A 13,378-nucleotide genomic window follows, 5' to 3' on the forward strand; every position below is an offset into this window, starting at 1 on the left:
TATGCCTCTTTTCCCGTTGCCCGACGTTGTCTTTTTTCCGAAGACACTCTTGCCGCTCCATATCTACGAGCCGCGCTACCGCGCCCTCGCCTCGGAAGCGCTCGAGCACGATCAGGTGATCTGCACGGCGCTTCTCCGGCCGGGCTGGGAGGCCGACTACTACGGCTCGCCGGAAGTGTACTCCGTCGGCTGCATCGGGAGAATCGTCCAGCACCAGAAGCTGTCGGACGGCCGTTACAACATCACGCTCCAGGGCGAGGCGAAGGTTCGTATCCAGGAGCACGTTCGGATGGAGCCCTATCGCCTCGTTCGCGTCGCGCCCATTCAGGACGACGACGGCTGGATGCGGGAGGAGCGGGTAGCCCAAGAAGCCGCGGACTTGGTGCGGCTCTTTCGCCAGGTCCACGAAGGCCAGGGCCCCTCACTCCTCCTGGCCGATACGTTCGGGCAGAACATGAGCCCCGAATCGATTCTGAACACCGTGGCGATGCACCTCAACGTCGAGCCTGACCTGAAAGAAAGGCTTCTCGAGATGGACAGCCTCGACGCCCGGTACCGTTCCGTGCTCGAGATCCTCCGCAACGCGACGACGACCCAGGAGCGGATCGAGCGTGTGCGCCATCTCTACCCGCGCGACAAGCGGATCAACTGACGTGGACATCGGCCGGCTGATCGCGCGCCTGAGAGACGCGCATCCCGACGCGACCTGCGCGCTCCGGCACCAAGATCCCTTCCAGCTCCTCGTCGCGACGATTCTCTCGGCGCAGTGCACCGACGAGCGGGTGAACCAGGTGACCCCCGTGCTCTTCTCGCGGTTCCCGAACGCAGAGTCCATGAAGGACGCCGACCCCAAGGATCTCGAAGAAATCATCCGATCCACCGGTTTCTACCACAACAAGGCGAAGGCCATTCGCGGAGCCGCGGAGCGGATCGTGGCGGCCTACCAGGGGCGGGTGCCCCCGCGCATGGACGACCTCCTCACGCTCCCGGGGGTGGCCCGGAAGACCGCCAACGTCGTCCTGGGCGTGGGCTACGGCGTGGCGGATGGGATCGTGGTCGACACGCACGTCGATCGCGTGTCGCACCGCTTGGGCCTCACGCGCGCGGCGACGCCGGTCCAGGTCGAGCGGGGTCTCATGAAGATCCTGCCGCGGTCGGAGTGGATCCACTTCGCGCATCTGCTCATCTTTCACGGCCGGCGGGTTTGCACCGCCCGGAGCCCCAGATGCGGCGTGTGTTCCGTGCAAGACCTCTGCCCGAGCGCCCCGCTCTTCTTGAGCGGAAAGGCCCCCGCGAGGGAAATCGCCGGGCGTGCTCGGACCGCCGGCGCGGGGCCTGCGCGCCGTCCATCGCCGAAACGCAAGGCGGCGAGGCCTGCCGCCCGGAGGGCAAAGCGGAGGTGACGGCTCATGCGCTACCCGGCACCCGCGCGCCGGACTTCAATCTTCCGCTCGTCGGCGCCGGCTACCGGGGGCTCGCGGATTTGATCCACCCGGGCGGCGGCGTGCTCGTTTTCTTCAAAGAGGACTGCCCCGCGAGCGAGCTCGTGGTTCCGCGCCTCGGTCCGCTCGCGGGTGCGCTCGAGCGAGAGGAGAGGTTCTTCCTCGCGGTCGCGCAGGATTCGGAAGAGACGGCGCGGGCGTTTCGTGATCGGCACCATCTTCGGTTTCAGATCGCGTGGGAAGAGGCGCCCTACGCGGCCTCGAGAGCCTACGGGATCGAGACCGTGCCCGCCCTCTTCATCGTGGATGGCACGGGCGTGATCGCCGAACGCGTGGAAGGATTCATCAAGTCGGAGTACCTGGCGCTCGGCGCCGGGATCGAGCAAGCGCTTGCCTTGGGGGCCGCTCCGCCGGTGTTGGAACGCCCCGAGGAGCTGCCCGCACTGAGACCCGGCTGAATGTCTCGCACGGCCGCCGGGGACGGCTAGGGGGAACCATGAAACCTGCGCTGGGCGTCACGATCACGTGGCTGGGACACGGGACGGTGCTCTATCGGTCCGAGAAAGGGAAGACGGTGCTCGCCGACGCATGGGTGGACGGCAATCCCGCCTGCCCACAGGCCGCCAAGGCGCTTCCTCCGATCGACCTCCTCGTGATCACGCACGGTCATGGCGATCACATGGGAGATTGCCTCGCGATCGCCAAGAAGCACGCCCCGGATATCGTCTGCATCCACGAGATCGCGCAGTATCTGGAGGCGAAGGGGGTGCGGAAGGTTCACGGGATGAATAAGGGCGGGACGCAGGCTCTGCACGGCCTTCGGGTGACCATGGTCCACGCGGTGCACTCGAGCACGATCTCCGAGGGCGACCGCCTCCTGCCCGCCGGGGAAGCGTGCGGGTACGTCATCGAGTTCGAGAACGGCACGCGCGTGTATCATGCGGGGGATACCGCCGCCTTCTCCGACATGAGGCTGATCGGAGAGCTTTACAAACCGACGATCGCCGCGTTGCCGATCGGGGATCTCTATACCATGTCGCCCCTCGAGGCGGCGGCCGCGGCGAAGATGCTCGGCGTGAAGGCCGTGGTGCCGATCCACCACTCGACCTTCCCGGCTCTGACCGGGACGCCCGTCGCGCTGCGCTCGAATCTCAAGGGCTCGGGGATCGACGTCCTAGAGCTGAAACCGGGCGAGTCCGCCTAGCCCTTCAGTCGAAGTAGACCCGCTCCAGGAGCCCTTCGGCCGTGAGGCGGAAGGGCTTTCGTTCGCGAAAGAGCTCGCGCGACGGCGCGCGGACTCCACGCACCGGATGAATCGCGCCCATCCGGATCCAGGGCCGGATCGAGCGAAGCAGCTCGGCGGGCCCGGGATGCGGGTGCGGCGCCAGCGTGAGGTCCAGGACCTCTCCCGAGCCTGCCCGGGTGAGCGTGCACCCGCAGGGAACGCGGATGATGATCCCGCTGAAAGCTCCCAGCGACCGGTGACGGATCGGAAACTCGTGGACGTGGAGGAGCTGCTCCCGCGAGCCCTCGCGCGATCGAAGGGGCGTGGAGTGCCGCGCGAGCTTGGCGGACGCGGGGAGATGGAGCGCGGCTCGGATCGCGGCGAGACCCCCGGGGCGCTCGGGATCGAGCGCGCGAAGCGGGCTCAACCGCCCCGCCCCTTGCTTGCGCCCTCTCTTCCGTCCGGCCTTCTCCCCGGGGAGCGCCGGTAGCTCGATCCCATGTCTCGCGAATCCCGCCTCGATCCCCGCGGTGGCCAGGCCCCCCTCCTCGATCTGGTCGGTCCCTCTCATGAGCGCGCCGATATCGCCGTAGCGCGCCGATCCCGGGGGAAGCTTCTCGATCGCCCGCGCCAGGAGTCTGCCCAGAAGGCGCCGCGCGTGCTCGACGGCTTCATCTCCCTCCATCTTCTTCAAAGCGCTCGCCAGAACCCAGACCAGGGCATCGTAGAAGGCGCCGGTGAACACCCGCGAAAACGAATGCGGCTCGGCCGCGAGCTCCGTGTCGCCGGCGCCCGGGGGGAGCGTATCGGGCAGGGCGTAACGGAAACCGTTCCGCGCATCGCGCAGCCGGGTAGGGTCGCTCACGGCGCCCGGACCGAAGTTGTCGTAGATCGCGCGCCCCAGCGCCTCGGCGAGGCGCGACACCTGGTTGCTCCGATCCCACGCGCCGGCCGCCTCCTCGAGGAGGGCGCGGCGCACGGCGGGATCGGTGAGCGTGACCAGGAGGGCCGAGCAGTCGGCGAACGCCTCGTGGAAGGACGCGGTCTCAAGATCGGCCGTCGACCAGAACCCCGGCTGGTAGACGTCCAGCACCGCGTGCCCGGCCTCGTGCGCCACGATGTCCAGGCTCTCCGCCGCGTAGACCGTGCGGCCGGTCTTCTGGTCAATGTCGTAGAAGAACTGGAGGCTCTTTCGGTCGTAGAAGGCGTTCAGGTCCTTACCGGCGCGCAGCCTCACGCGGAGCGGGCGCCCGTCGTGCCATTGCGTGAAGTCGCGATCGAAGAGGTCCTCCCACACGCGGATCGTCCGGGCAAGCGCGACCTCTCCCTGCCAGTACTGAAACGCGAGGGTTCCCGGAGCGTACGGCGCGGGCGCGTAGCGTGGGCCGTCGATCGTAAAGGAGGGCTCGCTTGCGGAGGGGCTCACGGGCGTTGCCGGCTGGAGACCCACGGGCGCGTCGGGGTCGTTGGGATAGAAGCGGATCTCGGACGTGGAGCGGGCCTTCTTGCGCCTCGTGGGGGTCACGCCCGGCGGCTCCTCATGAGGGCGAGCGCGCGATCGACCGCGAGCGTGTTCACGACGTCTCCTTGGGTGAGCCACGCTTTCCGCGCGACGCCGACGCCGTAACGGAGATCGGCGTATCCGCTCGCGTGGTGCGCGTCGGGATTGATCGCGAAGCGGGCTCCCCGTGCCTTCGCTTTCAGGACCTCGCGCCAGTCCAGATCGAGACGGTGTGGGTTCGAGTTGATCTCCACGAAGACTCCCTCCGCGGCGGCGACCTTGAAGACCTCCTCGAGCGCGATCGGGTACCCGTCCCGTTCCAGGAGGAGGCGGCCCGTCGGGTGCGCCAGGATGGAGACGTAGCGATTCCGGAGCGCGCGCGTCACCCGTTTCGTCATCTCGGCCTCGCTCATGTTGAGATTGGTGTGCACGGACGCCACCACGTAGTCGAGCTTCTGGAGCACGCGGTCGGGGTAGTCGAGGCTTCCGTCCGGCAGGATATCCACTTCGGCGCCTTTCAGGATCCTCAGTTTCTTGGATTTGGCATTCCAGGCGTCGACCTCCTCCCACTGGCGCGCAAGGTCCGCTTCGCTCATGCCCCTCGCGTAGCGCGCCGAGAGGCTGTGGTCCGCGAGGCCGAGGTAGGAGGCGCCCCACGCGACGGCGGCTTCGGCCATCTCGACGAGGGTGGAGCGGCCGTCGCTGTACGTGGTGTGACAGTGCAGGATGCCCCGGATGTCGCGCGTCGTGATGAGCTTCGGGAGCGTCTTCGTCTCGGCGGCCTCGATCTCGCCTCGGTTCTCCCGCAGCTCGGGCTCGATGTAGGCGAGGCCGAGCACCCGAAACAGGTCCCCCTCGTTCGAGACCGGCGCGTGGCGTTTTCCCGAAAGCTCGTACTCGTTCAGGCTCATGCCGCGATCGAGGGCGCGGCTCCGGACCCGGACGTTGTGCGCGACGCTGCCCGTGAAGTAATGGAGCGCGAACGGGAACTGCTTGGGCAGAACGAGCCTCAGATCCACCGCAAGTCCCGAGGGGAGGCGGATCGACGTCTTCGTCTCGCCGCTCGCGATGATCGCCGCGGACTCGACCAGCCTGAGGAAGGCCTTGGTCACCTTGTCCGGCTTCTCGGTCGCGACGAGGAGATCCACATCCTTCACCGTCTCGAGCCACCTCCTCAAGCTTCCCCCGACCTCCGCCTCGAGGACGTCCGCGTGATCCCGGAGCTTTGCGATCAGCTCCTCGGCGATCGGCCGCACCTGGCTCGCGAGGGAGCGGTCCGCGCCCTTCTCCAAGAGAGCGATCCCCTCGAGGATTCGCCTCTCCGACTGCTCCCCGAATCCTTTGAGCGCGCGAATCAGTCCCTTCTCCCCCGCCGCCTTCAGCTCCGCGATCGAGGTGATTTCGAGCTTCTCGCCGAGAACGCGCACGCGCTTGGCGCCCAGCCCCGGCACGCGGACCATGTCCAGGTAGCCGGGAGGGATGGAGTCGACGAGCGCCTCATAGAAGGCCATATGCCCGGTCTTCCACAGCTCGCTGACCCGCTGCGCCGTGCTTTCTCCGATGCCGGGGACTTCGGTCAGGGTGCCCGCCTCGATGATCTCGCCCAGATCCTCGGTCAGCCCGTCGATCGCATGCGCCGCGTTCTGGTAGGCGCGGACCTTGAACGGGTTTTCGCCCTTGAGCTCGAGCAGCGTCGCGATTTCCTCGAGGATGCGCGAGACGTCTCGCTTGTCCACAAGGGCTCCGCTCATAGCCTCAGGCTGACGGTGACTCCGTCCCGGATCGGCAGGAGGGTCGTGAAGAAATCGGGGGCGTGAAACAGCGCGCGGGTCAGCTCGAGAATGCCGCGCGTGCGCCGGTCGGGGCGGGCGCGCATGACCCTGCCGCTCCAGAGCATGTTGTCGGAAATCAAGAGGCCTCCCCGCCGGAGCTTCTTTCGGGCGAGGGGGAGGACGCGGGGGTACTGGTCCTTGTCGATGTCGTTCAGGATCACGTCGAAACGGCCGCGCTCCGACGACAGGAGCTCGAGCCCGTCGCCTACGAGCGGCCTGACCCGGGCGGCGAGCCGCGCGGATTTCAGGTACTTCATGGCGAGGCGCGAATTGGCGGGATTGCCCTCCGTCATGACGACGAGTCCCCTGGGCCCCACCGCCTGGGCGAACCATACCGCTGAATAGCCGTACCCCGAGCCAAGCTCGAAGACCCGCCGCGCGTCGATCATGCGCGCGAGCTGAAACAGCACCGGCCCGACGAGGGGGCCGATGATCGGGAACCCGTTGCGCTCCGCGTAGGCTTCCATCGAGCGCAAGATCGGGTGCCTCCGCGTCTGGATCGAGCGGAGATACCGGTTGATCTTCGGATGGGTGATGGGAAAGGGAACGCTCACCTGGGGTCCTCCTCGAGGGAAGAAACGCCCGGTCGGCCTAGGGAAGCTCGGCCAAAGGTCTCCGGCCCGAGAAACCCTCATCGACCGGGTGCCAATGCATGACCCGCGCCTCGCCGCGCCGCCAGCAAAGGCAAACGACACGGTCCCGGGACATCGTATAGAAGTCGATGAGCCCGAGATCCAAATCGCGGAGAATACAGCCTCGAGACGCCACGCGGAGGAGCGCTTCGCGAAATTGGTCCAGCAGCCGGGCGGACTGGGCTTCCTTCTCCCGGAGGTGGCGTACGTCCTGATTCCTGCTCGTCGCGCCGGAGCCCTCGATGGCGCTCAATACCTGAACCTCGTTCCTCAGGGATGCGATCTCGCGTCCCGTCGCGGAGAGTGAATCCAGCGCTTCTTCCAGGAACGGGATGAGCGCGTTCGCCTCATCCACCGAGAAGATTTTGTTTCGGATCCGTTCCATCGGGTCCCCCGGGATCGAGGGTCGCTTTCGTCCAGCGTGCCACGACGCGCCTTCAAACTTATCAGACCCTCCCGAGCCCTTGCAACCGGCTGGGGAATCTGCAAGGCTGAGGGCGTGTCCAGGGACCCCTCGATGTCCCGTCGCGATTTTCTGCGCCGAGGCGCCTACCTCACGTCCGCGATCGCGGCCGGGCTTCCCGAAGCTGTGTCGCTCCTCCATCCCAAGACGGCCGATGCGGCGATCATGGGGATCGGCCAGGAGCTGCGCGATGTCCTGAACGAGGAGACCGTGAATCGAATCCTCCAGGAGGCGCTCGCGCGAGGGGGGGACTTCGCGGACGTTTTCGCCGAGCAGCGCTTTCGGACCGCGATCGTGCTGGACGCGGGGAAGATCGATTCGGTCACGTACGGGTATCCCCGCGGCGCAGGGGTGCGCGTCGCGCGACGCAACCAGACCGGATACGCCTTCTCGGATGAGATTTCGTATTCCTCGCTGCTAGACGCCGCGCGCGTCGCATCCACGGTCGTGGAAACCCAGAGCCGCACCAATCCGATCGACGTGACCCGGCGGAATCTTCAGCCGCCCTTCACCCTTCAAAATCCCGAGCCGCTCATGCTCGAGACCGCCAAATTCGACGTGCTGCGGCGGATGGATGCTGCGGCGCGCGGGGTGGACCCGCGCATCGTGTCGGTGCGGATCGAGTACGTGGACGAGGTGCGCGACGTCTTGATCGGCACGTCGGATGGCGTCTACGTGCTGGACCGCCAATACCTCCTCAGCGTCTCGTGCGTGCCCGCGGCCCAGGCCGGCGGAAAGCGCGGCAGCGGGCTCGCCACGATGGGCGGGCGCGTGGAAGCGGACTACTTCGTGCGGCGGAGCCCCGAGGACGCCGCGCGGCAGGCCGCGCTCCAGGCGGTCCGGCTGCTCGACGCCGGGCCCGCGCCCGCCGGACCGATGCCGGTGGTCGTCGCGCCGGGGTGGGGCGGCGTGCTCATCCACGAATCGCTCGGCCACGCGCTCGAAGGGGACGGAGTCCGGCGCGGGACCTCGCTCTTGACCGGCCTCGGCGGGACCCGGGTCGCATCGCCGCTCGTGCGCGTGGTGGACGACGGGCGCTGGCCGAACGGTCGCGGCTCCTCCGCCGCGGACGACGAGGGCACTCCGGCTCAGCGCACGGTGGCCGTCGAGGCGGGAGTGCTTCAGTCCTACCTCCTCGACAAGCAGAACGCCGCGCTTCTCGGGCTTCGCTCCACCGGAAACGGACGGCGGATGTCCTACCGGAACTGGCCGATCCCGCGCATGACCAATACCTACATCGATTCCGGTTCCAGCGATCCTGCCTCCCTCCTGAACGGAATCGCCAAGGGCTTTTACGCCGCGGAGCTGGGCGGGGGATCGGTGGATACGACGAGCGGCAATTTCAACTTCGCGGTGCGGGAGGGCTATTGGATCGAAAATGGCCGGCGGACCCGACCGGTCCGGGGAGCGGTCCTCGTCGGCAATTCGCTCGAGACGATGAAGCGGATCGAAGGAATCGGGTCCGATCTCGTGATCGAGCTGTCGCGCGGCACGTGCGGCAAGGACGGCCAGATGGTTCCGGTCGGCGTGGGGCAGCCCACGGTGCGCTTCTCCTCGATTACGGTGGGAGGGCCTTCGATCTAGCATGCCGAGACAGTCCGCGGTCGATCTCGCCGAAAGGATTCGGATCCAAGCCGAGCGCTCCGGCGCGCAGGAAGCGGAGACCTACTTGGAATCCGGCACGACCACCGAGGCGCGCCTGCGCCAGGGACAGGTCGAGCTGTTCCAGCAATCCTCGATCCTGGGCCTCGGGCTCCGGGTCTTTCGCGATCGGCGGATGGGGTTTCTCTACACGACCGATCTTCGCGAGACCGTGCTGAACGAGCTCGTCAACCGGACGCTGGCGCTCACCAACATGGCCACCCCGCGCGACGAGAACAAGATCACGGAGACCCTGGCGGTCACGCAGTCGGATCTGGAATTACGGGATGAGGCGGTCGTTCGGCTCCGCCCCGAGGATCTGATCCGGTTCGCGCGCACCGCGGAGGAGAGCGCGTTCGCACAGGACAAGAGGATCCAGACCACGAAGGACGTGCGCTGCGGCACTGCGGTGGCGGAGGTCTATTTCTCGAACACCTACATCGCGCGCCAGACCTATCGCGGGACGACGGTCTGGCTCTCGGCCACTCCGGTGGCGACCCAGGGGTCGCAGCGCAGGGAGGGCTCCTTCATCGACCGGAAACGCTTCCTGGCGGACCTCGCGAGGCCGGAGCAGATAGGGCAGCGCGCGGTGGAGCGCGCGCTCGCAAAGCTCGGGGGGACGCCTGTCCCTTCGGCCAGGGTGCCGGTCGTCTTCTCCGCGGAGGCCGCGGGGGTCTTCTTGCAGGGGCTCTTCGCGGCGTTCAGCGCGCTCAACGTGCTCGAGCAGCGCTCGTTCCTCACCGGGAAGCTGGGGCAAGCGATCGCTTCGCCCGCCGTCACGATCGTCGACGACGGAACGATGCGGCGCGGTCTCGGGAGCCGCTATTTCGACGGCGAAGGGGGAGAGACCAACCGCACGGTGGCGGTGGATCGGGGCGTCTTGCGCCAATACCTCCACTCGGCCGCAACCGCGCGAAGGATGAACGTTCCTCCCACGGGAAACGGGCTGCGCTCCTACGACACGCTCCCGGCGATAGGGCCGACCAACTTCTACATCGACTACGGCTCCACCGGGACGGACAGGCTCCGGCGGGAAGTGGACCGGGGCCTCTACGTCACCGGGCTCGCCGGGTTCGGCGTGGATACCGTTTCGGGGGAATACTCGCAGCAGGTGGAAGGGCAGTGGATCGAGAAAGGAGAGCTGACCAAGCCGGTCGAGGGCGTGACCGTCGCGGGGCGGCTCGACGAGATGCTGCTCGGGATCGACGGCGTCGGCACGGATCTCGAGTTCCGATCCAACGTGGCCTCGCCCACGATCCGATTCAAGGAGCTGACGGTGGCGGGAGGGGCGTAGGGGGTCGAGGCGGGCGCCGGCGTCAGGCCGGCGACTCCGACGGCTTGGGCTGTGTGTCCCCCTCCTCCTTTGGCGCCGCGTAGAGCTCGCCCACCGTGAATTTCTTCGGCTGCTTCACGTAGATGTAGGCGGTATTCGCCGCGGCTGCCCCCTCGCTGCACGCGGTGATCAGGAGCTTGTACTTGCCGGGGTACGTCGCGATGTCTCCGCACGAGAGCACGCCTTTGATGTTCGTGTTCATGATGTTGTCTACCTTGATCTGATTCCCCTCGAGCTCGAGCCCCCACGAGCGGATCACCTTCGTGTCCATGAGGAATCCGATGTTGATCGAGACCAGATCGATCGGGAGCTCCTGCGTCTCCTCGCTCTTCTTGTTTTTCACGACCACCGTCTCGACCTTGCCGTCATGGTGCGGATCTTGGAGGCCTGGATCTCCTCGACGTAGGTGTCCATGCCCTGCCACTTGTCCAGCATGTGGATCAGCGTCACGTCGGCGACGTCCTTGACCGACAACGCCGATTCCAGCGCGCTGTCGCCGCCGCCGATGATGAGCACGCGTTTCCCCTTGCTCGCCTCCACGTCGGGCATTCCGTAGAAGAGACCCTTGCCCTTGAGCTCGGCCTCGCCGGGCTTGTTGATTTTTCGGGGCTCGAACGCCCCGCCCCCGGTCGCCACGATCACGCTCCTAGCCTCGTGCTCTCCCTTGGTCGAAGTGACGCGGATCAGGTTCTGCTCGTCGTCCCGACGGATCATGGTCACGTGCTCGCGCTCGCGAATCTCCGCGCCCATGTGATTCGCCTGGTCCACGAAGTTCTTCCCCAGGTCCTCGCCCATCACGTAGGTATAGGAAGGGTAGTCGTGGACCGGCTTCTTGGGGTAGAGCGAGGCGAGCTGTCCCCCTGCCACCGCCGTGTCGAGCAGGAGCGTCGACATCCGGCGCATGCGGGTGAAGAGCGCCGCCGAAAGTCCGGCCGGCCCGGCTCCGATGATGAGGATGTCCCAGATCACGATTCGATTATACGTTCCATGGTTGACGCGAGCGGGAGAAGGCATGCGAGCATACCACACGGGGGCCCCGTTGATCCCACGACGGGGGAAGTGATACCCTGCGTGGGTCATGGTCCCCGGCTTTTCCAAAACACCCGTCCACCGGCTCATCGAAACAGGCCCAGGAACGCTCGATCGCTAACGCGCCTTCCCTCCTGATCCGCGAACCCGACCTCGAAGGCCCGATCGCGTTCCTCGGAGGCCTCTACAGCAATCACATCGCGCTCCGCGCCGTCCTCGCCGACGCGCGGCGCCGCGGCGCCAGGCGGATTTTCTGTCTCGGCGATCTCGGCGGGTTCGGTCCCAATCCCGGAAAGATCTACCCGATCCTCGAAGAGTTTCGCGTGACCACGGTCGCGGGAAACTACGATGAATCGCTCGCGATGGGGCTCCCCGACTGCGGCTGCGGCTATACGCACCCCTCCGACAACTTCTTCGCGCAGCTTTCCTACGACTACACGAACCGCCGCACGACCGACGCGGAGCGCGAGCGGCTCGCGGCGCTCCCGAAGTCGATCCGCTTCACCCGCGGCGGGCGGCGCCACCTCCTCTGCCACGGGTCTCCACGCAGGATCAACGAGTTCCTCTGGGATTCGGCGTGCTCGGACGCGTTTCTGATGCGGCTTCTGCGCGAGGCGGGCGCCGAGACGATTCTGTGCGCGCACACGGGGATCCATTGGCAAAGAACCCTGGTCGACGGCGGCCTCTTCGTGAACGCGGGGGCCGTGGGGAGGCCGGCCAACGACGGGCGCACCGAGGTCTGGTACGCGTTTTTTGGGGCGGGGCGCCACGAGGCGGAATTCGTCCCGGTCGCCTACGACTTCGAAGCGCTCGCGCGCGAAATGGAAGAGGAGGGGCTTCCCGCCGAGTTCGTCGAGACGATCCGGACCGGTTGGTGGACGACCTGCCTGGAGATCCTGCCGGCGAGGGAGCGGGCCCGGGGGAAGTTCTGATGGAGGCTCGTTGCCGCGCCGCGTGATCGCGGAGTACCTCCGTCGGGTCCGCGGCGCCGGTAGGAACGCGCGGCTCTACCTCTACGGCCTCTTCCTCTGGGGATTGGGCCAGTCGATCTTCTCGCTTCTCTTCAATCTATACCTGCGCGAGCTGGGGTGGAGCGATTCCGGCATCGGGCAGATCCTCTCCAAGGTCTCGCTCGGCGCCGCGGTCGCGGCCCTGCCCGTCGCGTTTCTCTTCCGCCGCGTCGCCACCCGGCGGCTTCTGGTCGTCGCGGGGGCGCTCGCCGCGCTCACCTATCTACTCCAAGGGACCCTCGCCGCGCCGGAATGGCTGCTCCTCGCGGCATTCGTCTCCGGCATGGTCGTGACGATCTTCCGGCTCTCCATCGCCCCCGTCGTGATGCGCGAGGTGAGCGCCGAATCGCGCCCGTATCTCTTCAGCGGGGCCTTCACCGTGCTTTTCCTGTCGGCGATCGTGGGCTCCATGTTGGGAGGCGCGCTGCCGCACCTCTTTCACCTCCTGACCGGGAGCACCCGGCTGACGCTGAGATGGTCGCTCTGGGCGGCGTGCGCGCTGACGCTCCTCGCGTCGATCCCGTTTCATCGAATGGAAACGGCCGGCCCCTCGCCGGGGAAGGGAATGCCGCCGACCGCCTGGGATCAGATCCGCGAGCTGGCCGAGGTGGACTGGGGGCTCCAGCTCAAGCTCGCGCTGCCGGCCACGCTCATCGGCCTGGGGGCCGGGCTCATTATTCCGTTTCTCAATCTCTACTTCCGCGACCGGTTCGGGCTGACGCCGGCCGGAATCGGGGTGCTCTTCTCGGTGATGCAGGGATTCATGGTGGCGGGGAATCTTTTCGGTCCGGCGGTGTCACGCCGGCTCGGGCTCGTGCGCGGCGTCGTATTGACCCAGCTCGCGTCCGTTCCCTTCATGGTGGCGCTCGCCCTTTCGGGCTCCTTCCCGGTCGTGGTCGCGTCCTTTTTTCTCCGGAGCGGCCTCATGAACATGAACCAGCCGCTCACCACCCACTTCGCGATGGAGGTTGTGCCCGAGCGCGAGCACGCGATCACGAACAGCCTGCTTTCGCTCGCCTGGTTCGTGGCCTGGAGCGTGAGCGCCGATATCGGCGGCACCCTGATCGAACGCCGCGGGTACACCGAGCCTCTCCTCCTGGCAGCTCTTCTCTATGTCCTCGCCTCGGTCCTCTATTGGCTTTTCTTCCATAGGGTTGCGGAGGTGAGGGTCCCCCGGTCCGAGGTCGAGCTACCCGACGCCTGAGCCCCTTTTGGGCGCGCTCAAGGTTCCCGCCGGGGATGCCGATATCTACATCCGTCTAGGTCAAGG

General features: G+C 66.9%; 14 protein-coding genes. 8 read left to right on the plus strand and 6 right to left on the minus strand.

What is annotated here, in order from left to right:
* Nucleotide 1 precedes the first annotated feature (1 nt).
* The 4 genes from E6K76_07385 to E6K76_07400 are packed head-to-tail and all read left to right on the plus strand — an operon-like array spanning nt 2 to nt 2,646.
* Nucleotides 2–652 carry a hypothetical protein gene (locus E6K76_07385; GenBank protein ID TMQ58559.1) on the plus strand — a complete coding sequence of 217 codons (651 nt, stop codon included), beginning with the start codon at nt 2–4 and terminating at the stop codon, nt 650–652.
* Entirely contained in the window at nt 621–1,403 is a 783-nt protein-coding gene (gene nth / locus E6K76_07390; protein ID TMQ58614.1) for an endonuclease III, read from the plus strand. The genes E6K76_07385 and nth overlap by 32 nt, the downstream gene beginning before the upstream one ends.
* Nucleotides 1,235–1,900 (plus strand): redoxin domain-containing protein, encoded by a 666-nt coding sequence (locus tag E6K76_07395; protein TMQ58560.1) that lies wholly within the window; start codon nt 1,235–1,237, stop codon nt 1,898–1,900. Before nth ends, E6K76_07395 begins: the two co-directional genes overlap by 169 nt.
* A 38-nt stretch (nt 1,901–1,938) precedes the next feature.
* The gene (locus E6K76_07400) at nt 1,939–2,646 is read left to right on the plus strand and encodes a metal-dependent hydrolase (protein TMQ58561.1); all 708 of its coding nucleotides are present in this window, start codon (nt 1,939–1,941) and stop codon (nt 2,644–2,646) included.
* 4 nt (nt 2,647–2,650) lie between these two features.
* Here E6K76_07400 and E6K76_07405 read toward each other — a convergent pair whose 3' ends face one another.
* The 4 genes from E6K76_07405 to E6K76_07420 are packed head-to-tail and all read right to left on the minus strand — an operon-like array spanning nt 2,651 to nt 7,236.
* On the minus strand, nt 2,651–4,192 hold the full coding sequence (locus E6K76_07405) for a hypothetical protein (GenBank protein ID TMQ58562.1): 1,542 nt from the start codon (nt 4,190–4,192) through the stop codon (nt 2,651–2,653).
* On the minus strand, nt 4,189–5,904 hold the full coding sequence (polX, locus tag E6K76_07410; protein ID TMQ58615.1) for a DNA polymerase/3'-5' exonuclease PolX: 1,716 nt from the start codon (nt 5,902–5,904) through the stop codon (nt 4,189–4,191). Before polX ends, E6K76_07405 begins: the two co-directional genes overlap by 4 nt.
* An 11-nt stretch (nt 5,905–5,915) precedes the next feature.
* Entirely contained in the window at nt 5,916–6,635 is a 720-nt protein-coding gene (locus E6K76_07415; GenBank protein TMQ58563.1) for an O-methyltransferase, read from the minus strand.
* Nucleotides 6,592–7,236, minus strand: a complete 645-nt coding sequence (locus E6K76_07420; protein ID TMQ58564.1) for a DUF2203 family protein — start codon at nt 7,234–7,236, stop codon at nt 6,592–6,594. Before E6K76_07420 ends, E6K76_07415 begins: the two co-directional genes overlap by 44 nt.
* On the opposite strand from E6K76_07420, the gene E6K76_07425 reads away from it, so the two are divergent.
* Together E6K76_07425 and E6K76_07430 are read left to right on the plus strand one after the other, a co-directional pair.
* Nucleotides 7,150–8,679 carry a TldD/PmbA family protein gene (locus E6K76_07425; GenBank protein TMQ58565.1) on the plus strand — a complete coding sequence of 510 codons (1,530 nt, stop codon included), beginning with the start codon at nt 7,150–7,152 and terminating at the stop codon, nt 8,677–8,679. The genes E6K76_07420 and E6K76_07425 overlap by 87 nt on opposite strands.
* A 1-nt stretch (nt 8,680) precedes the next feature.
* Nucleotides 8,681–10,030, plus strand: coding sequence for a TldD/PmbA family protein (locus tag E6K76_07430; protein ID TMQ58566.1), 1,350 nt, complete (start codon nt 8,681–8,683; stop codon nt 10,028–10,030).
* A gap of 22 nt (nt 10,031–10,052) precedes the next feature.
* On the opposite strand, the gene E6K76_07435 is transcribed toward E6K76_07430, so the two are convergent.
* Complete coding sequence (locus E6K76_07435) at nt 10,053–10,550, minus strand: NAD(P)/FAD-dependent oxidoreductase (GenBank protein TMQ58567.1); 498 nt, start codon at nt 10,548–10,550, stop codon at nt 10,053–10,055.
* The gene (locus E6K76_07440) at nt 10,409–11,188 is read right to left on the minus strand and encodes an NAD(P)/FAD-dependent oxidoreductase (GenBank protein TMQ58568.1); all 780 of its coding nucleotides are present in this window, start codon (nt 11,186–11,188) and stop codon (nt 10,409–10,411) included. The genes E6K76_07435 and E6K76_07440 overlap by 142 nt, the downstream gene beginning before the upstream one ends.
* Before the next feature lie 44 nt (nt 11,189–11,232).
* Between E6K76_07440 and E6K76_07445 the strand changes: the two genes are divergently transcribed.
* Nucleotides 11,233–12,030, plus strand: a complete 798-nt coding sequence (locus E6K76_07445; protein TMQ58569.1) for a metallophosphoesterase family protein — start codon at nt 11,233–11,235, stop codon at nt 12,028–12,030.
* A gap of 10 nt (nt 12,031–12,040) precedes the next feature.
* Nucleotides 12,041–13,312, plus strand: a complete 1,272-nt coding sequence (locus E6K76_07450) for an MFS transporter (GenBank protein TMQ58570.1) — start codon at nt 12,041–12,043, stop codon at nt 13,310–13,312.
* The last annotated feature ends 66 nt before the right edge of the window (nt 13,313–13,378 follow it).

Source organism: Candidatus Eisenbacteria bacterium, assembly GCA_005893275.1.
In the GTDB taxonomy this organism is placed as follows: domain Bacteria; phylum Eisenbacteria; class RBG-16-71-46; order SZUA-252; family SZUA-252; genus WS-7.

What these genes read in the sequence shown, in the direction of transcription:
- E6K76_07385 (TMQ58559.1), top strand. Translation starts at nt 2, where the DNA reads ATGCCTCTTTTCCCGTTGCCCGACGTTGTCTTTTTTCCGAAGACACTC.
- E6K76_07400 (TMQ58561.1), top strand. Translation starts at nt 1,939, where the DNA reads ATGAAACCTGCGCTGGGCGTCACGATCACGTGGCTGGGACACGGGACG.
- E6K76_07415 (TMQ58563.1), bottom strand. Translation starts at nt 6,635, where the DNA reads ATGAGGGTTTCTCGGGCCGGAGACCTTTGGCCGAGCTTCCCTAGGCCG.
- E6K76_07425 (TMQ58565.1), top strand. Translation starts at nt 7,150, where the DNA reads ATGTCCCGTCGCGATTTTCTGCGCCGAGGCGCCTACCTCACGTCCGCG.
- E6K76_07420 (TMQ58564.1), bottom strand. Translation starts at nt 7,236, where the DNA reads ATGGAGGAGCGACACAGCTTCGGGAAGCCCGGCCGCGATCGCGGACGT.
- E6K76_07430 (TMQ58566.1), top strand. Translation starts at nt 8,681, where the DNA reads ATGCCGAGACAGTCCGCGGTCGATCTCGCCGAAAGGATTCGGATCCAA.
- E6K76_07440 (TMQ58568.1), bottom strand. Translation starts at nt 11,188, where the DNA reads ATGAGCCGGTGGACGGGTGTTTTGGAAAAGCCGGGGACCATGACCCAC.